Here is a 17508-nt window from a genome sequence, read left to right on the forward strand (position 1 = left end):
GTCGCCATGCGCCTCGGCCGGAGCCTGCCCCCGAACCGGACCGCCGTGGCCGAGGCCGCGGCGGTTCCGGCCGTGTCAGGGGGTGAGGCTGCTCAGGCGGCCTCCGGTCCGCGGCTCGCCCTGCGGCTCCGCATTGCGCCCGGTCTCGGCCTCGCCGTCGATCTTCACCACGTCCCCCGGCATCAGCGCGTCGCCCTCGGAAGCCGCGATCTCGCGCGGGCCTTCCGCGGTCTGACGCACGATCAGGAAGACGGCGCTGCGCCGCCGCGAGGTGCGGGCCTCGGCCATCATCCGCGGGGCGACCACCTCGCTGTCGTTGATCAGCCGCGTCAGGGTCTCGGCGCGCTCGTCGAGCTTGGCGAGCTTGGTCTGGGTCTCGCGCAGGTCGCTGAGGACCGTGCTCTGGCGCTGGCTGCGCAGGTCGAGCAGCGTCCGGTCGTTCTTGGACATGTCCTGCCGCGCCCGCGACATGGCGAGCACGTGGTCGAGCCGGGTGCTCTCCATCTGAGCGACGGTCTGCTCCAGGGCGAGCTGCCGGGGGCTGATCGAGAGCCCTTTCTGGACCAGGGCGATGATGCCTTCCAGCTCCTTGCGGGCGAGGCCGATCTGGCGGTCCTGGGAGACGATCTTGGCCTGCAGGGTCTCGATCTCCGCGGCGATGAGCTGCTTGGCTTGGTTGAGCGCCTCGGTCTGGGAGATGAGGGCGGCGCGGCGGGCCTCGAACAGGGCCTGCTCCTCGCGCATCGCGTCGGCCGTCGCGGGGAGGGCGCGCTGGCGGGTCACCGCGTCGGGGAAGGTGATCGCGGGCAGGTCCTTCATCTCGCTCTCGAGGCGGGCCCTGCGGGCGGCCAGGGCCATCTGCTCGACGCGGATATCGGCGAGGTCGCCGCGGGCGGTCACGGATTCGCGGGCGAGGCGCTGCACGCCCATCTCGGGCGGCCGGTAGAACCCGCCCGCGAGGCCGACGGCCTGCAGGACGGTCAGCTGCGGCCGGTAGGGATAGGCGCCGGGCTTGTCGACCAGGCCGACGACGTAGACGGGACGGAACTGCGCCACCTCGACGGCCGCGTCGGGCCGCTGCAGCAGACCGGCCTTGCGCTGCAGGCGATCGCCGATCTCGGCCGCGATGTCGTCGGTGGTGCGGCCCGCGGCCGAGACGGCGCCGATGAAGGGAAGCGCCAGGCGCCCGGCGGCATCCACCGTGAACTCGCCGGTGAAGGCCTTCCACTCGTAGGTCTCGCCCTTGCCCGGCCGCCACTCGTTCACCCGGAGGCGCACTCGGTCCTCGGCGCCGAGCCGGTAGGCCTCCGTGGCCTGAGCCGGCGCCAGGCAGGCCGCCAGCGCGGAGACCGCCACGGACGCCGTCAGCACCGCGCTCAGAACGGGGTTCTTCATCGATCCGGCCTCCTGTCCCGATGCGGCCTGGCGCATCACAGAGCGATGATCGATGAATATGGATAGTAAAGTCAACTGCTATCAGTAATATTGCCTCGGTTTTTTGTCTTTTGTCGCAGCTTATTCGACCGTGCTGTTGTATCCGGAGTTGCGGAATGAACGACAATTTGCGTCCGATGCAGTCTCCGACGGCGCGTGACTCCATGGCACGGGACATCGTCCTCGGCGCGCTCGGCGCGGCCGCGGGCCGGGCCTGGATCTACGGCCTGATCGGTGGGGCACAGGTGGCCGCCTGGGTCGACGGGCTCATCCCCCGGCCTGCGGATTCGGAGCCGTCCGAGGCCGTGGCGACCGGGTCCGGCCGGCTCCGCATGGCCATCGGGCTCGCCACGGCCGGGCGCCCTGCGGTGATGGGCGAAACCCTCGCCCGCATCGCCCGGCAGAGCCGTCCGCCCGACGCGATCATCGTCTGCGCCCCCTCGGAAGACGACGTCGCTCCGGACGCCGCCCGCCTCGGCGCCGAGATCGTGACGGGCCCGCGCGGTCTGACGCGGCAGCGCAACGCGATCCTCGACCGCCTGGCCAACTTCGATATCGTCTGCTTCCTGGACGACGATTTCGTGATGGAGGCGGACTATCTCGCCGCGCTGGAGCAGGCGTTCCTGACGGATCCCGGGCTCGTCGGCGCCACCGGCGTCGTGATCGCGGACGGGATCACCGGACCGGGCATCGGTTTCGCCGAGGCCGATCTGCGCCTCGCCGCCCTCGGGCCGGCCCAGACCGGTAGCGCCGTCAGGTCCGTCTACAATGCCTATGGCTGCAACATGGCCTTCCGCCTCGCGGCGGTCCGCGCGGGAACTCTGCGCTTCGACGAGAGCCTGCCGCGCTACGGCTGGCTGGAGGATGTCGATTTCAGCCGCCAGGCGGCCGCGTTCGGCCGTCTCGCCCGGATCGAGGGCGCCCGTGGCGTCCATCTCGGCGTGAAGGGCGGACGCCAGTCCGGCCTCTGCTTCGGTTACTCGCAGATCGCCAATCCCGTTCATCTCGTGCGCAAGGGCAGCTTCGCGGCGCGGCGGGCAGCCTGGCTGATGGGACGCAACGTCGCGATGAACCTGCTGAAGCTGGGCCGGCCCGAGCCGCATGTCGACCGGCGCGGGCGCGTCGCCGGCAATCTCGCCGCCCTCGGCGACCTGCTGCGCGGGCGGCTCCGCCCCGAGCGTATCGAGAGCCTGACCTGACGCGCGTCGTCGCGAAACGCCAGCCGAGGAGCCGGAGATGATCGAGCGCGTGGTGGTGATCAGCGACGACGCCGTGGAGAGCGGCGGGGCGGCGGGCATCGCGCTGCGTTCGGGGCGCATGCTCAGCGCGCGGGGCGTGCCGGTGACGCTGCTCAACGGGAGCACCGACCCCGGGCTCGATCTGCCCGGTCTGGACCTGCATTCCCTGGGCGGACGTGCGCTTCTCGAGGGTGGCCGGGGCGCGGCGGCTCTGCGCGGCCTCTACAGCCGCTCCGCCCGTCACTTCATCGAGGCGTGGATCGCCCGGCACGACACGCCCGGCACGGTCTACCACCTGCACAACTGGCACAAGGTGCTCTCGCCCGCCGCCTTCACGGCGCTCGGCCGCGTGGCCGAAAGGCTGGTGATGACGGCGCACGACTACTTTCTGGTCTGCCCGAACGGCGGCCAGTTCGATTTCCGCAACGGCAGCGTCTGCGAGCGGGTGCCGCTCTCGCTGGGCTGCGTCGCGACAAACTGCGACAGGCGCCATTACGCGCACAAGCTCTGGCGGGTCGGGCGCCAGGCCATCCGCAGCGCATCGATCGATCTGGCGCGCGGTCCCGCCACCGTCGTGGCTGTCCACGAGGGCATGCGACCCTATCTCGCCCGCGGCGGGATCGGTCCCGACCGGGTCACCGTCCTGCGCAATCCCGTCGTGCCCTGGCGCAGCGAGCGGGTCCGGGCCGAGGGCAACCGGGAGATCCTCTTCGTCGGCCGGCTCGAGCGCGACAAGGGCGTCGATGTGGTCGCGGCTGCCGCCCGAGAGGCGGGGCTGCCTCTCCGCATCGTGGGAGACGGGCCGCTGCGGGCCGAACTCGCCCGGGACTACCCGGAGGCCCGTCTGATGGGGTGGCGCAGCCCGGCGGAGATCGCGGTCCTGGCGGAGGAGGCCCGCCTCCTCGTGGTGCCGACGCGCTGGCGCGAGACCTTCGGCCTCGTCACGCTCGAGGCGGTCATGAGTGGATTGCCCGTCCTGGTCTCGCGCCACGCCCTGATCGCGCAGGAGGTGGTCGATCTCGGTTGCGGCGAAGCCTGCGACCCGGACGATCGCGCGGGCCTCGCGGCCCAGATGCAGCGCCTCGCAGGGGACGACCTGCAGGTGCGCTGGATGAGCGAGTCCGGCTTCCACCGCGCTCGCGACCTCGCGCCGATGCCCGAGACGTGGTGCGATCATCTGCTCGCCCTCTATCGAGCCAAACTCGCCGCCGCGCGTACCCATGCATCGCCGGTCACGCCGGGAAGCCGCGCGAAAGCGCTTGCGGCTGCGGTGCCAGGAAAATCCTGACACCGTCAGGTCGATGCCGGACGCCTCAGGCTTGGCAAAGATCGCGATAATAAATCCTTAACTATTGCCTCCTCCTGTTCTCGGTATGTCACGGCTCCGTTCGGGCGGATGCATGCGGTCGGCATGCGATCCGTTGCCCGGAGAGGCCGGAATCTTGCCGCGATGCGGCCGTTGCTGGGGGATTGCCGATGGTCGATCTGACGGGCTACCGCCTGACCTTCGACGACGAGTTCAACCAACTCAGCGTGTCCGCCACCGGCAGCGGCACTGTCTGGGCCAGCACGCGTCCCGGCTCGATCCTGCGGCCGGGCGTCGATATCGGTTTCGGTCAATCGGCCTTTGTCGATCCATCGACCGGCGTGCAGCCTTTCCAGATCGTCAACGGGGCGCTCCAGATCCAGGCCGCGCCCGCCACCGGGGCGGTGGCCGACCTCGTCTATCCGGGTCTGTGGACGTCCGGGCTGCTCCAGGCCTCGAACAGCTTCTCGCAGACCTACGGCTACTTCGAGATGCGGGCCGAGCTTCCGGCCGAGACCGGAGCGTGGCCGGGATTCTGGCTTCTCAACGCGGACGGGGTCTGGCCGCCGGAAATCGACATCGTCGAGGCCTATGGGGCCGATCCGACCGCCCTGACGAACACGATCCATACCGGTGAGACGGGCCAGCCGACACACCAGACGATCTGGTCGAACCAGCCCACCCTGTCGGCCGGCTATCACACCTTCGGCGCCCTCTGGACGGCGAGCACGATCACCTTCTTCTACGACGGCAACCCGGTCGGGCAGGTCGCGACCCCGTCCGACATGCACGGGCCGATGTATCCGCTGGTCAACCTCGCGATCACGCGTGGCATCGAGGGCATCACCGACAGCGTGAAGACGATGTCGGTGGACTACATCCGCGTCTATTCTGCCGATCCATCCGCGACGGCGGTCGCACTCCAGACCGTGTCCTCCCCCGACGGGGCCGATACGGGCGGCCTGTACGGGGCGTCCGCATCGAACGTCACCCCACCCCCGCCCACTGCCAAGCCCGACACCCTGACGATCCGCGTCTCGGGCGACAGCTGGAACGGCGCGCCGAAATTCGTGGTGAGCGTCGACGGCACGCCGCTGGGCCAGGTCTTCAGCGTCGATGCCGACCACGCCGCCGGCCAGTGGCAGGACGTCACCGTTCAGGGCAATTTCGGCGCCGGCCCGCATCAGGTGGCGGTCACCTACATCAACGACGGCAACGAGAACCCTTACTACGACGCAGCCGCCAACAAGGTCTTCAACGATCGCAACCTCTTCGTCACCGGGATCGCGCTGAACGGCACGTCCTATGGGCTGGGATCGGTCGTCTCGAACTCGGCCTCCGTGGGGTGGGACCTCCTCGACCCCAACGCGGCCGTGATGGCCGCCAACGGGACGCTGATCTTCGGGACGGCGGGCGGCACCGTGACGCCGATCGATCCGCCCACGACGCCGGCCCTGCCCACGACACCCGCCACCCCCACTACGCCGACGGCACCGGCCGCGGGACAAGACACGCTGACGATCCGGATCTCGGGCGACAGCTGGAACGGCGCGCCGCAATTCGTGGTGAGCGTCGACGGCACCCAGGTCGCTGGCCCCTTCGACGTGACCGCCGATCATGCCGCCGGCCAGTGGCAGGACGTGAGCGTCCAGGGCGATTTCGGCGCCGGTCCGCATCAGGTGACGATCACCTATCTGAACGACGGCAACGAGAACCCGTACTACGACGCGGTCGCCAACAAGGTCTTCAACGACCGCAACCTCTTCGTCACCGGGATCGCGCTGAACGGCACGGCCTACGGCCTCGACGCGGTGGTCTCGAATGCGGCCGCGGCGGGCTGGGACCGCCTCGATCCGAACGCCGCCGTGATGGCGGCGAGCGGCACCCTGGTCTTCGGCACCGGCGCTGCGACGCCCGGCACCTCGTCGCCCACGACGCCCCTGCCAACGACGCCTACGGCACCGGTCACCGCGCCCGGTCAGGACACGCTCACCATCCACATCTCGGGGGACAGTTGGAACGGGGCGCCGCAATTCGTGGTGAGCGTCGACGGCACGTCGGTCGGCGGGCCCTTCGACGTGACCGCCGACCATGCCGCCGGCCAGTGGCAGGACGTGAGCGTCCAGGGCGATTTCGGCGCCGGTCCGCATCAGGTGACGATCACCTATCTGAACGACGGCAACGAGAACCCCTACTACGACGCGGTCGCCAACAAGGTTTTCAATGACCGCAACCTCTTCGTCACCGGGATCGACCTCAACGGCACGGCCTACGGGCTCGACGCGGTGGTCTCGAACATGGCTGCGGCGGGCTGGGACCGTCTCGATCCGAATGCCGCCGTGATGGCCGCGAGCGGCACCCTGGTCTTCGGCACCGGCGCCTGATCGGTCCGGTGGCGGCGGGCGCGGTGGTTCAGGCTTTCCTGTACCACGCGTCCCACTGAGAATATTCGGGGAAGCGGCGAACATAGCCCTGCGCCTGCATCAGCGCGTCGAGGCGGGCCTCGTTGGCGGTGTTGTTGTGCTCGATCGAGAGCAGGCGCACGTCGTAGCGGCCGAAATCGAAGGCGGTCATGATCTCGAGCTCGCTGCCCTCGGTGTCGACCGACATGTAATCGATCCGGTGCGGCGCCCCGTGCTGCGCCAGAAGGTCGTTCAGCGAGAGGGTATTGACCTTGATCCGCGGCGCCGTGCTGCGCACCGCGGCGAAGTGATCGTTGGCGGCGCAGGTGGCGAGCGCGCTCAGTTCCGGGTCGTCGGTGGCCAGGAACTCCACTGTCTCCCCGCTGCGGGCCGCGATGCAGCGGTGCTCGATGACGCAGTTGCGGTTACGGGCGAGGTCGGCGTGCCAGACGGGGTTGGGCTCGGCCAGGATTCCGCGCCACCCGTAGCCGTCCTCGAGAAGGAAGGTGTTGCTGTTCGTGCGCCCGTTCGTGGCGCCGAACTCGACGAAGTAGCCGTCGCGCTGGCCTCCCGTCTCGAAGGTCACCCAGAGATCCTGCAGAATCTGGGCGTTGGCCCGAGGCAGATTGAGGAAGACGTGGCCGAGGAAGCGGACCTCCTCGATCTCCTGCAGCCGCGCGATGTCATCGGTGCGCTTGGCCATCGCATTGAACAGGATCTGGCGCACGTAGCTCTTCTGCGCCGCGCTGTGCGAGATCCCGCCGAGCACCTGTTTCACGTGGGGCTTCATCACCTGGAGCATGCTGCAATCCCGTAACGAGAGGGGTGGATCCGGATTCGGGCTGCGACGGTCAGGCTCTGCGCGGCGCGAGCAGGGTCAGCAGGCCGGACATCGGCCCGCGCACGAGGACGGGGATGCGGCCGAGCAGCCTCCGGAGGCGCTCGATGTCGGATTGCGGCAGGGCGCCGAGGGCCCGCACCGCAGCGATGTAGACGACGGCTCCGCTCGCCACCGCGAGAACGAGCGCGCTGCGCGGATCGCGCACGAGGTGGATGCAGAGCGAGGCCGCGCCCGCGCAGAGCAGGGCGGCGACGAGCAGCCGGCAGAGCTCGCGCATCGGCATCGGGTAACCGAAGCGCCGGGTGATGAACCAGGCGCCGAGGCCGAGCATCACCGCGTGGATCGCGGTCCGCGCGACGGCCGCGCCCATCAGGCCGAATTGCGGGATCACCAGAAAGCCGGACAGGATGGTGAGCACGGCGCCGACGAGACCGCTCGCGAAGATGAAATCGCTCCGGTCGTGCGCGTAGATCATCTGGGATCCGACCGAGCCGGTGGCGCCGATCGCCGCCCCCGCCACCAGCACGCAGGCTGCCGGAACGGCCGGGGCATAGGCCTGTCCGTAGACGAGGGGCAGCAGGGCCGGGAGGATCGCCGCGAGGCCGAAGCAGGCCGGCAGCAGCAGGAAGGCCATCAGCCGCGTCGCCGTGGTGTAGGCGATGCCGATCCGGTCGGTGCGGCGCTGACCGAAATTCTCGGAGAAATAGGCGAGAAGCCCGCCCGTCAGCAGGAGCGGACCCTGCGAGGCGAGATTGGAGAAGGTGAAGCCGATCGTATACAGCGCAACCGCCTCCGCGCCGAACGATCGCTGTAGGAAGAAGACTTCCAGCCGCGACCAGACGAAGGCGACCGTGAGCGCGCCCGCCCAGGAGAAGAGGGCGAAGCGCAGCACGCGGCGGCGCAGCCCCGGATCGACCGCGTGGCGCCGCGGCAGCGCCGCCACGATCGCCCCGATCGGCAGGAGGCTGCCCGCGCAATAGCCGAGCAGCGCGCCCTCGACCCCGTCGGCGAGGGCGCCGGCCGCGACCGCGACGAGCTGCAGCAGGAAGGACAGCACGGTGAGCTTGGCGGCCGTGTCGAAGCGCTGCAGCCCGCGGAGCAGGCCGAGGCCGAAGCTCGCCACGAATTGCAGCGTGAACAGGAGCCCGATCAGCCACCAGATGTGGGTGGGGCTGTCCGGCGTCGGGCCCGCCGCGCCGGTGCCGAGCCACCCGAACAGGACCGCGCCGAGGATGGCCAGGGCGAGGCAGGGCCGCAGCAGCGCGGCGGCGAGGTCCCGGGCCGTCCGGTCGTCGCCCTCCGCGGTCAGTTCGGGCAGGTAGCGCGTCAGGGTCTGGACGATGCCGAAATCCGCGATGGTCACCGCCAGGGTGGCGAGCCAGAGCGCGTAGGCGATCGTGCCCGTGCCAGAGGGGCCGAGCAGGCGCGCCACGATGACCATGCTGAGAAAGCTGCCGAGCGCGGTGGCGAGGCCGCCGAGCGTGCTGAACAGCGAGTTCCGGGCGAAGCGTGACGACATCGGCACTAACCCCGGCTTCCGCTGGCGAGCGTGACCCCGGCGCTGCTGGCGCGACCGGGCAGGGCCGCGAGCGCCCGTCCGTAGACCTCCACGGTCTCGGCCGCCACACGCCGCGCATCGAGCCAGGCAAGGCCGGTCCGCGCCGCCGACCGCCACTGCGCGAGCCGGTCGGGATGGTCGAGGAGGTCACCAAGCGCCCGGGCCAGGGCCTTCGGATCGGCGGAGGGGACGAGCAGCCCGGCCCGGCCATCCTCCAGCACCTCCGGGATGCCGCCGACCGCGCTGCCGATCACGGCGCAGCCCGCCTCGCGCGCCTCGGCGATGACCAGGCCGAAGGGCTCGCTGTGCGAGGCCAGGACGAAGATATCGGCGCCGCGGTACCAGGGGCGCGGATCGCGTTGGAAGCCCGCGAAGCGGATGCGCTCGCCGGAGCGGCAGGCCCGGGCCAGCGCCTCGAAGCGAGCCCGGTCGGGCCCGTCGCCGATGATGTGGAGGGTCGCCGACGGGTGGCGCGCGGCGACGATGTCGAAGGCCGCGATCAGGTCGGCGATGCCCTTCCGCTCGTAGAGCCCGGCGACCGTGAGGATCGCCGGCCGCCCGAGGTCGAGGACGGCCGCGTCGGGCAGGTCCGACCGGCGCGGCGAGTCGAGCGGACCGTTCCTGACCACATCGAGCTTGCGCGAGGGGATGCCGCGGGCCGCCATCCGCAGCGCCACTGCCTCGCTCACCGCGATCACCCGGTCGCCCACGCCCATCGCGGTGGCGCTGCGCTGCCACTCGTTGTGGACGGTGGTGACGATCCGCCAGGGCGCGCGGCCGCGGATGAGGCGGGCGAGCACCGCCCCCGTCATCATGTGGCCGTGGACGATGTCGGGGCCGACGGTGCGGACGATCCGGCGCAGGCCGATCGCGGTGCGGGGCAGGCTGAGCGGCGCACGCCAGTTCTGCGGCAGGTGATGGTGTTCGACCCCGTGCCGCGCGAGCAGCTCCACATAGGAGCCCCCGCCGCTCGCGAAGGCCACGGCGTGCCCGGCCTCAGCCTGCCGGCAGGCGATGTCGACCGCGACATTCATGATGCCGTTGCCGATCTCATGACAGTGATTGGCGAGATGCAGGATCCGCATCACGGCGCTCCCTGTCGGGCGGGACGCGCCGTGCGCCGCACGGCCGAGAGCTGCAGCCGTAGGGTGCGGGCGGCGTGCGCGATCTCGAGGAGGACGAGGCCGGCCCGGCCAGCGCGCGGGAAACAGCGCACCAGGGCACCTTCGCGCCAGAGGCTGTCACGGATTCGCGCGAGCGTGCCGCCGGGCTCGGAGAACTGCGCCACCGTGTCGAGCCGGCCGAAATCGCGGGACCGGTCCGCCAGTTCGAGGGCGGCGACCATGCGCGCATCCGGCCAGACCACGGCACGTTTGAAGGCGCGCCAGCCGCGCGCCGCCTCCGCCGGAATGCGAGGCAGGTCGTCGGGACGAAGCGTCTCGATATGGGCGAGGGCGCCCGCGAACAGGCCGGGACCCGCGGGCCCGATCCGCGCCTCCCAGCCCGCGACCTCCAGATTGGCCCGTGGTGGGGCATCGCCGACCGAGTCCGCGAAAACGCGCACGCTCGGCAGGTCAGGCTCCAGGGCCGCCTCGATCAGGTGCCAGAAGCGGAGGGCCGCGGTGGAGACCTCCCAGGGCCGGTAGCTGTCGCTCTCGACGCTGAGGCCGAGGGTGCGGGCGAAATGTGGGGTCGGAAGGCGCTTGTAGTTGCTGCGGGCGAACTGGAGGCCCGACCAGCCCATGGCCGGGATCCCGTCCTGCAGCAGGCGGACCGTGCTCCCGTAGAGCCCCGTATCGACGAGGAGCCCGTGCCGCCGGCCGCCGGTGCAGGCATCGAGGTGCCGGCGGAACCGCACATCCTGTTCCGCGACGGCCGCGCGCAGGGCCGCCGCCGCAGGCTCGTCGGCGGTGAGCAGGGCCGCGAAACGGTCGCCCGCGAACGGCGCATCCCAGGCGGCCGGCAGGTCCAGGTCCCCGCGCTGCGCGAGCGCGGCGGCGACCTCCGTCATCGGTCGCCCCGCGAATTCGCGGCCGAGTTCCGACAGGACGCCCTCGCTCGGCGGTTGCAGCGCGGCGCGGGCCGCGACCAGTCGCGAGACCATGAGCGCGGCGCGGGGGACGCGCCCGGGCAGACCGGTCCGGGCGAGGAATCGCTCGTAGAGGACCTTCAGCCTCAGGCCGCCGCGGGCGCAGAACAGCAGGGTCGCGTCCTCGGCATCCGGCAGGAAGCGCTCGGTGAGCCAGAGCCTGAGGCAGAACTCGGCGAATACGGGCCCCAGCGCCTCGCGCCCGAACCTGTCCGCGTCGGCTAGGGCGGAATCTGGGTGAGCCGCCCTCACGCGAGGCGGCTCCCCGGCCGGTCGTAGCGCGGGGGAGGGGCCAGCGCCGAGACGAGCCGCGCGCGCAGGGCATCGGTGCGGCGGCGGAGGATCAGGTGGCGCGGGCGCACGACCTGAAGGGTGCGCAAGCCCAGCGCCCGCGGCATGCTCACGTCGGCCCGGTGGTCGTCGCCGATATGCAGCACCTCGCCTGGAGCCGCGCCTTCCGCGCGCAGCACGGTCGCGAAGAGCGCGCCCGTGCGTTTGGTCGCGTCGTGGTCGGCGCTGGTATAGATCCGCGCGACCGGGTGGCGGGGACACAGGGCGCCGAGGAGCAGCCCGATGGTGGCGGCATCATGATAGATGTCGCTCACCGCAATCACTCGTGCGCCCGCTCGGGCCTCCGCGCCGAGCCATTCGAGGAGCGGCGCATTCGCCGAGAGCTGCGCGCGCTCCACGGCGATCTCCGCCTCGTGCAGGATTGCGGCCGGTGGCCCGGACAGCCCGAGGACCTGGGCCATGGCGTCCACCATGTCGGCGAAGCGCACGTCACCGGTCGGCCGCGCGAGGTCGAGGGCACGGTAGGCGTGGCGCTGCACCTCGACGCGAACGCTCCAGATCGCGGCGGGATCGCGCAGGATACCGTGCTCGGTGGCGAGGCGCTGCGCGGCGAGGGCGGCAATGTCGCGGAAGCGCCGGCTCTCGGAGCGGTGATCGCGCAGGAGCAGCGTGTCGAACACATCGCAGGAGATCACCCGTGCCGCGGATCTCTCTGGCAGAAGCATCGCGCCTCCTCTCCAGGCCGGGACCGGCCGGGACGTGGAGCCTGCACACTTGCTGAGCCGAGGGCCGGCTCACACCCGGGAAAAGGGGCGCTCCGTGTCGGGAAAAGACTGACGGATTCGCGGAAGCCGACTGACAGACCATCCGATCGAGCGGGGCCTAGCGTCCGATCGTGGGTTTCCGCCGCGCTGGAGAGGCCGAGACGGAATGCGTGTCGCCATCGTCCATTACTGGCTTGTCGGCATGCGCGGAGGCGAGAAGGTCGTCGAGTCCCTGCTCCGGATCTATCCTCAGGCGGATCTCTTCGTCCACGTCTACAAGCCAGAGGCCGTGAGCCCGTTGATCCGCGGCCGACGCGTGATCGAAAGCTTCATCGGGCGGCTGCCCTTCGCGGCCAAGCTGTACAAGAACTATCTGCCGCTGATGCCGATGGCGCTGGAGCAGCTCGATCTACGCGGCTACGACCTGATCATCAGCAGCGAATCCGGCCCGGCCAAAGGCGTCGTGCCCCCGCCCGGGTCCGTTCACGTCTGCTACTGCCATTCGCCGATGCGTTACGTCTGGAACATGTTCCACGACTACCGCAACACGACCGGGATGCTGAAACGCCTGCTGATGTTGCCGGCGGCGCACTACATCCGGATGTGGGATGCTCTCTCGGCCCAGCGCGTCGATCACTTCGTCGCGAATTCGAGCACGGTCGCCCAGCGCATCGCCCGCTACTACCAGCGCGATGCCGAGGTGATCCCACCACCGGTCGCAGTGGACGACTTCTACATCGATCCGCAAGCCGGCCGGGACGGCGTCTGGCTGATGGCCGGCGAGCTCGTGCCCTACAAGCGGCCCGATCTGGCCGTTCAGGCCTTCAACGCCATGGGCCGCCGGCTCATCGTCGTCGGCGGCGGCGAGATGCTCGACGAGATCCGGCGGATTGCGGGACCCACTGTGACGGTGCTCGGGCCGCAGCCCTTCGCGCGCCTGCGCCAGCTCTATGCCGAGTGCTTCGCCCTGGTCTTCCCCGGTGAGGAGGATTTCGGAATCGTGCCCGTCGAGGCAATGGCGAGCGGCCGTCCGGTCCTCGCCTTCGGCCGCGGCGGCGCCACCGAAACCGTGGTCGACGGCGTCACGGGCCTGTTCTTCGAGGAGCAGAGCATCGCGGCGATCGTGGACGGCGTCGAGCGCATGCAGGCCCTGCCGATCAATCCGCAGGCGATCCGCATCCATGCCGAGCGCTACGCCACCGCCGTCTTCGAGAGGCGCATGCGTGCCTTCGTGGATTCCGTCCTGGCCGAGCCCGAGCGGCGGCGCCCGACGACTCCGGCGCTCGTCTCGGTGGGCTGATGGGCGGTAGCGCGGGCTGGGCGGCATGACCTTCGAGTGGATCGGCGTCGCGACGCTCGTCGCGGGGTTGCTGAGCCTGCTCTGGGGCCGGCGCTTCGCGCTGACCGCCTGCATCGTCGCGACCCTGTTCGGCGCTGCGGCGGCCTCCGTGCTCACGGCGCTCGGCGGGTCTGGCCTGCAGCCGGCCTATGTCCTCCTCGGCTTCCTCGTTCTCGTAAGCCTGCGCCGGGATTCAGCGCCGTACCTCCTGCGGAGCATCCGCTGGCCCGAGCCGGGCCTGTGGCTCGTGCTCACGGCGGCCTATGCCTGCCTCGTCTCGGTGTTCATGCCGCGGATCTTCGCCGGCGTGACCTACGTCTTCACCATTGCCCGCACCGACGCCGGGACAGGCCTTCTGCTGACGCCCCTGGGGCCGGTCAGCGGCAACCTCACCCAGACCATCTATTTCGTCGGCGACGCGGTCTGCTTCGCCGTCTTCTGCGCCTTCGCGCGGGACGCGGCCGGCAAGCGCTGGATGGCGGACGCCTTGATCGCGACGGGCTACCTGAACATCGTGCTCGGGCTCATCGATTACGCGACCTTCTTCACCGGGACGGCCGACGCGCTCGCCTTCATGCGGAATGCCCCCTACCGCATGCTCGACAGCGCCGAGGTCGTCGGCTTCAAGCGCCTCGTCGGCTCGTTTCCGGAGGCCTCCGCCTTTGCGAGCATGACGCTCGCCCTGTTCGCCTTCAGCTTCAGCCTCTGGCTAAGCGGCTGGCGAACGCGGATCACCGGGCCGCTTGCCCTGCTGCTCTGCACGGCGCTCGTCCTGTCCACGTCGACCACCGCCTATGCCGGCCTCGTGGTCTATCTCGTCCTCGTCTTCGCCGCGAGTCTGCTGCGGCTCGTGACCGGCCGCGCGACCGTGCCGCGCCTCAGCTTCCTTCTGATCGGCCCCCTGATCGGCACCCTCGTCGTCTGCGCCGTTCTCCTGAACGACGCGCTCACGACGATGATCGTCGACATCCTGCAGCAGCTCATCTTCTCGAAGGGCACGTCGAGCTCGGCGATGGAGCGCGGATCCTGGAACACACAGGCTCTCGTCAACTTCTTCGACAGCTACGGACTCGGCGTCGGCGTCGGCAGCGCCCGGGCCTCGAACGTCGTCATCGCCATCCTGGCCAATATCGGCATCCCGGGCGCCCTGACCTACGCCGCCTTTTTCGTCGCCTGCCTGCTGGCTCCCCGGACTGAGCCGGATCCCGAGATCCGTGCGATCCGCGGGGCCGCGGCCTCGTCCTGCCTGGGCCTGTTCATCGCCGGCTGCATGGCCGGAACGACGATCGATGCTGGCCTGCTGTTCTTCATTTGCGCCGCGCTCGCGGCGGCGCCGACCATATCGGCCGACGAGACGCGGCCGGTGCCGCGCGCCCTCCCGGTGCGCCGGTCGCCCCGTCTATCCGGGCGACCGAGGCCGATCCCGGCCTGAGACGCCGTACGGCCGGTCGGGCCGTTGTCCCGCGACGCCCACCATGCGCCCGTTCGGGCGCGGCCCGGAGTTCCCCCGATGTCATGCCTGCCCTCTGACAACACCCGGCTTCGGCGCGCCCGCGCCGCGCTGGCCGTCCTGGGCCCGATCGTCGGTCTGGTCCTGGCCGCCACCCTCGCTCTGGCGGGGACCGCGCTCTCCCAGGGAGCGCAGCCTGAGCCGCCCGTTGCGCTCCAGCTCCTCAGCCCTGGCCCGACCAGCGTGGCGACGCACAATCAGAAGCAGAAGCCCGAGGCTTATACGGCGAGCCTTCCTGATCCGGCGATGCGGGTCCGGGCCGGGCCGCTGGAGGTCACCGGACTTGCGCGAGGCCTGCGCAATGTCGCGCTCGTGGTGAACGGCGTCTGGACGAGCACCGTGCCCGGTTCCGATGGCCGGTTCTCGGCGCGGCTCGACCTCTCGAACGCGGCGGGCGGCCCGCTCGTCCTCGATGTCTACGGCTGGGACACGCCGCCGGACGATCACGCCTTCACCACGGCGGTGAACCTGCGCGTCCACCTCTTCGTCGATGGTGGCCGGAACGCCTCGCCGCCGGTCGAGCGCCCTCCGGGCCACCCGGCGCATGGCCGCACGCTGGTCTGGAGCGACGATTTCGACTCGCTCTCGCGCAAGGTCTGGCATGCCGGTCCCAAGCCTGACGGTCAGGAATACGGCGCGGCCTCCTTCCTGCGCTACGACGACCCCACCTTCGATCCCTACACGATCATGGGCGGCTTCCTGCGGATCCGCAGCCTGCACTGGCCGGACTGGAAGGATCCGGCCGGATACGGCCGGGTCTGGCTCACCGGACACCTGTCCACAGGATTTCCGGACGGGTCCGTCAGCGGAGGCTTCCGCAAGGGCTATTTCGAAGCGCGCATGATGATGCCCGCCGGCCCCGGCACTTGGTCCTCCTTCTGGCTGCTCGACCAGCACGGCATCCGGAACAGCGCCGCGGACGGCGCGGTGGAGATCGACGTGATCGAGGCCTATGGCCACGCGACGAACTCCTACGTGGCGACCGAGCATGACTGGCCGCCCCCGTCGAGCCGGATGGAAGGCTATCGGCGCGCGCAGAAGAACCTCACCGGCCTGCCGGACTACTCGCTCGCCTTCCACGATTACGGGGTCGAGATCACCGACGACGAGGTGGTCTTCTACTTCGACGGCATCGAGAAGTTCCGCGCGCCGCTCTACCGCAAGGCGTCCGTCTCGCCGTTCTTCATGATGCTGACGCTCGCCATGAGCCAGGACTGGCCGATCACGGTCCCCCCGTCCGGCTATTACGACCTCTGGATCGACCACGTGCGCGTCTACCGCTGAGGTTGCGGCCCGTCGGGTCCGGATCCGGCCAAGCCCTTGTGCGTTGCGGAAGCGGACGCCCGGACTTTGTCCCTGTGTAGTCGCGACCGCCGGTCGAAACGACCGTTTTAGCAGTCCTGCAACCGGCTCTCCTGCCCGCCCTGATCATCGATCAGGGAATGAGGAAAAAAGTCATGCAACGTGCGGTGCACAATTGTGATTTGATCACTCGTGGAAATGTGTTATCAGAATGATGAACGAAGAATTACTTAGAGTGATTACGCAGGCTATAAATCAAGGCGGAATGATCAAATAATCCCACCGCCCGCTGAATTTTTAGACAGATTCAGCACATGCGGCGGGGTTCCATTCGAATCGGAGTCGTGCGGGCGATGTCTGCTACTGTTGACACTTCCCTGAAGCTTCTGATCGCCGACAACCATCCCATGTGCCTGCGCGGCGTTCGGGCGATCGTCGCCACCGTCGCCGGCTACGAGATCGTGGAGGAGGCGTCCTCCGGGCCGGAGGCGCTGCGCCTGATCCGGGCCGTCCGGCCCGACATCGCCCTGCTCGACATCGCGATGCCGGGCATGCACGGGCTCTCGATCCTGCGGCAGATCCAGGCCCTGTCCCCCGAGACGCGGGTGATCATCTTCAGCGGCTACGAGGACAGCAACTTCGTGCGCGAGACGGTGTCGGCCGGCGTGCGCGGCTACGTGCTGAAGCGCTCGGCGCCCGAATGCCTGATCCAGGCGCTCGATGCCGTGCGCAGCGGCGGCCTCTATCTCGACCCGGCCGTGGCCGCGCAGATCGTCACCGGGGCCGCCGGCCCGGCGAACCGGATCAGCCTGCGCGGCCCCCGCGGACCGATCTCGCTGACCGAGCGCGAGCGCGAGGTGTTTCGTCTGGTCGCCCTCGGCTTCACCAACAAGGAGGTCGCGGGCAAGCTCGGCGTCACCGCGAAGTCCATCGAAACCTACAAGAGCCGGGCGAGCGAGAAGCTGGACATCCGCAGCCGGGCCAAGATCGTGCAGTATGCGATGCTTCAGGGCTGGTTCAACGGCCCGCCGTCGTGAGAGCGGCGCAGGCCCTGAGGCACCGCCTCGGGAGCCTCGAGATAGACCGCGGGCGGCGCGCGCTCCGGGCGCGCCGGGGCGCGGCGGGCGAGCACGGCGCGCAGGATCACGCCGAGGCCGTAGCCCACCTGAAGGGCGACCACCGCGACGACGAGCGTGAGCGGCACCCCGTAGCCGGTGCCGAGCGCCGGGCTCAGAACGGCGGCGGAGCCGACCGCCAGGACGGTGCCGGCCAGAACGAGGACGAGCCCATGCACGCGCGTGAGGCCGCTGAGGACAGCGCCTGCGGCGATCAGGCAGGCCGTGAATGCCGACATCGGCACCTCTCCGTGGCACCACCGGTGCCGACCATGCGGTCCGGAACACCGGTTCCGGCCCATCGAACTGTGGGACGCTG

General features: G+C 70.0%; 14 protein-coding genes. 7 read left to right on the plus strand and 7 right to left on the minus strand.

The window, feature by feature from the left end:
• Positions 1 to 75 precede the first annotated feature (75 nt).
• Positions 76 to 1395, minus strand: coding sequence for a polysaccharide biosynthesis/export family protein (locus MET9862_RS03460; protein ID WP_185156736.1), 1320 nt, complete (start codon positions 1393 to 1395; stop codon positions 76 to 78).
• A 203-nt stretch (positions 1396 to 1598) separates the two neighbouring features.
• Between MET9862_RS03460 and MET9862_RS03465 the strand changes: the two genes are divergently transcribed.
• The 3 genes from MET9862_RS03465 (at position 1599) to MET9862_RS03475 (ending at position 6362) form a co-directional block, all read left to right on the plus strand.
• A complete protein-coding gene (locus MET9862_RS03465; RefSeq protein WP_244612540.1) occupies positions 1599 to 2633 on the plus strand; it encodes a glycosyltransferase family 2 protein in 1035 nt (344 codons plus the stop codon).
• Positions 2634 to 2670: 37 nt separating this feature from the next.
• Positions 2671 to 3960, plus strand: coding sequence for a glycosyltransferase family 4 protein (locus tag MET9862_RS03470; RefSeq protein ID WP_142581715.1), 1290 nt, complete (start codon positions 2671 to 2673; stop codon positions 3958 to 3960).
• A gap of 188 nt (positions 3961 to 4148) precedes the next feature.
• Positions 4149 to 6362 carry a carbohydrate-binding domain-containing protein gene (locus MET9862_RS03475; protein WP_142581716.1) on the plus strand — a complete coding sequence of 738 codons (2214 nt, stop codon included), beginning with the start codon at positions 4149 to 4151 and terminating at the stop codon, positions 6360 to 6362.
• 28 nt (positions 6363 to 6390) lie between these two features.
• Here the strand turns inward: MET9862_RS03475 and MET9862_RS03480 are convergent, their stop codons facing one another.
• The 5 genes from MET9862_RS03480 to MET9862_RS03500 are packed head-to-tail and all read right to left on the minus strand — an operon-like array spanning position 6391 to position 11884.
• Complete coding sequence (locus MET9862_RS03480) at positions 6391 to 7182, minus strand: FkbM family methyltransferase (RefSeq protein WP_142581717.1); 792 nt, start codon at positions 7180 to 7182, stop codon at positions 6391 to 6393.
• A 49-nt stretch (positions 7183 to 7231) separates the two neighbouring features.
• The gene (locus MET9862_RS03485; protein ID WP_142581718.1) at positions 7232 to 8740 is read right to left on the minus strand and encodes a lipopolysaccharide biosynthesis protein; all 1509 of its coding nucleotides are present in this window, start codon (positions 8738 to 8740) and stop codon (positions 7232 to 7234) included.
• Positions 8741 to 8745: 5 nt separating this feature from the next.
• Positions 8746 to 9864: a glycosyltransferase family 4 protein gene (locus tag MET9862_RS03490; RefSeq protein ID WP_142581719.1), complete on the minus strand. Its 1119-nt coding sequence runs from the start codon at positions 9862 to 9864 to the stop codon at positions 8746 to 8748.
• Entirely contained in the window at positions 9864 to 11120 is a 1257-nt protein-coding gene (locus MET9862_RS03495; RefSeq protein ID WP_142581720.1) for a glycosyltransferase, read from the minus strand. The genes MET9862_RS03490 and MET9862_RS03495 overlap by 1 nt, the downstream gene beginning before the upstream one ends.
• Positions 11117 to 11884 carry an HAD family hydrolase gene (locus tag MET9862_RS03500; protein WP_142581721.1) on the minus strand — a complete coding sequence of 256 codons (768 nt, stop codon included), beginning with the start codon at positions 11882 to 11884 and terminating at the stop codon, positions 11117 to 11119. Before MET9862_RS03500 ends, MET9862_RS03495 begins: the two co-directional genes overlap by 4 nt.
• A gap of 205 nt (positions 11885 to 12089) precedes the next feature.
• On the opposite strand from MET9862_RS03500, the gene MET9862_RS03505 reads away from it, so the two are divergent.
• The 4 genes from MET9862_RS03505 (at position 12090) to MET9862_RS03520 (ending at position 17111) form a co-directional block, all read left to right on the plus strand.
• Positions 12090 to 13223, plus strand: a complete 1134-nt coding sequence (locus MET9862_RS03505) for a glycosyltransferase (protein WP_142581722.1) — start codon at positions 12090 to 12092, stop codon at positions 13221 to 13223.
• Between the two features lie 25 nt (positions 13224 to 13248).
• A complete protein-coding gene (locus tag MET9862_RS03510) occupies positions 13249 to 14694 on the plus strand; it encodes a hypothetical protein (RefSeq protein WP_142581723.1) in 1446 nt (481 codons plus the stop codon).
• A 78-nt stretch (positions 14695 to 14772) separates the two neighbouring features.
• Positions 14773 to 16056 carry a glycoside hydrolase family 16 protein gene (locus MET9862_RS03515; RefSeq protein WP_142581724.1) on the plus strand — a complete coding sequence of 428 codons (1284 nt, stop codon included), beginning with the start codon at positions 14773 to 14775 and terminating at the stop codon, positions 16054 to 16056.
• Between the two features lie 371 nt (positions 16057 to 16427).
• On the plus strand, positions 16428 to 17111 hold the full coding sequence (locus MET9862_RS03520; RefSeq protein ID WP_142581725.1) for a response regulator: 684 nt from the start codon (positions 16428 to 16430) through the stop codon (positions 17109 to 17111).
• Here the strand turns inward: MET9862_RS03520 and MET9862_RS03525 are convergent.
• Positions 17081 to 17428 (minus strand): hypothetical protein, encoded by a 348-nt coding sequence (locus MET9862_RS03525; RefSeq protein ID WP_142581726.1) that lies wholly within the window; start codon positions 17426 to 17428, stop codon positions 17081 to 17083. The genes MET9862_RS03520 and MET9862_RS03525 overlap by 31 nt on opposite strands.
• Between the last annotated feature and the right edge of the window lie 80 nt (positions 17429 to 17508).

The sequence above is a fragment of the Methylobacterium symbioticum genome, from assembly GCF_902141845.1.
GTDB classification, from domain to species: Bacteria; Pseudomonadota; Alphaproteobacteria; order Rhizobiales; family Beijerinckiaceae; genus Methylobacterium; species Methylobacterium symbioticum.

Coding starts and splice junctions, on each gene's coding strand:
- MET9862_RS03470 (WP_142581715.1), top strand. CDS start 2,671: ATGATCGAGCGCGTGGTGGTGATCAGCGACGACGCCGTGGAGAGCGGC.
- MET9862_RS03505 (WP_142581722.1), top strand. CDS start 12,090: ATGCGTGTCGCCATCGTCCATTACTGGCTTGTCGGCATGCGCGGAGGC.
- MET9862_RS03515 (WP_142581724.1), top strand. CDS start 14,773: ATGTCATGCCTGCCCTCTGACAACACCCGGCTTCGGCGCGCCCGCGCC.
- MET9862_RS03520 (WP_142581725.1), top strand. CDS start 16,428: ATGTCTGCTACTGTTGACACTTCCCTGAAGCTTCTGATCGCCGACAAC.
- MET9862_RS03490 (WP_142581719.1), bottom strand. CDS start 9,864: ATGCGGATCCTGCATCTCGCCAATCACTGTCATGAGATCGGCAACGGC.
- MET9862_RS03485 (WP_142581718.1), bottom strand. CDS start 8,740: ATGTCGTCACGCTTCGCCCGGAACTCGCTGTTCAGCACGCTCGGCGGC.
- MET9862_RS03475 (WP_142581716.1), top strand. CDS start 4,149: ATGGTCGATCTGACGGGCTACCGCCTGACCTTCGACGACGAGTTCAAC.
- MET9862_RS03500 (WP_142581721.1), bottom strand. CDS start 11,884: ATGCTTCTGCCAGAGAGATCCGCGGCACGGGTGATCTCCTGCGATGTG.
- MET9862_RS03510 (WP_142581723.1), top strand. CDS start 13,249: ATGACCTTCGAGTGGATCGGCGTCGCGACGCTCGTCGCGGGGTTGCTG.
- MET9862_RS03480 (WP_142581717.1), bottom strand. CDS start 7,182: ATGCTCCAGGTGATGAAGCCCCACGTGAAACAGGTGCTCGGCGGGATC.
- MET9862_RS03525 (WP_142581726.1), bottom strand. CDS start 17,428: ATGTCGGCATTCACGGCCTGCCTGATCGCCGCAGGCGCTGTCCTCAGC.
- MET9862_RS03465 (WP_244612540.1), top strand. CDS start 1,599: ATGGCACGGGACATCGTCCTCGGCGCGCTCGGCGCGGCCGCGGGCCGG.
- MET9862_RS03460 (WP_185156736.1), bottom strand. CDS start 1,395: ATGAAGAACCCCGTTCTGAGCGCGGTGCTGACGGCGTCCGTGGCGGTC.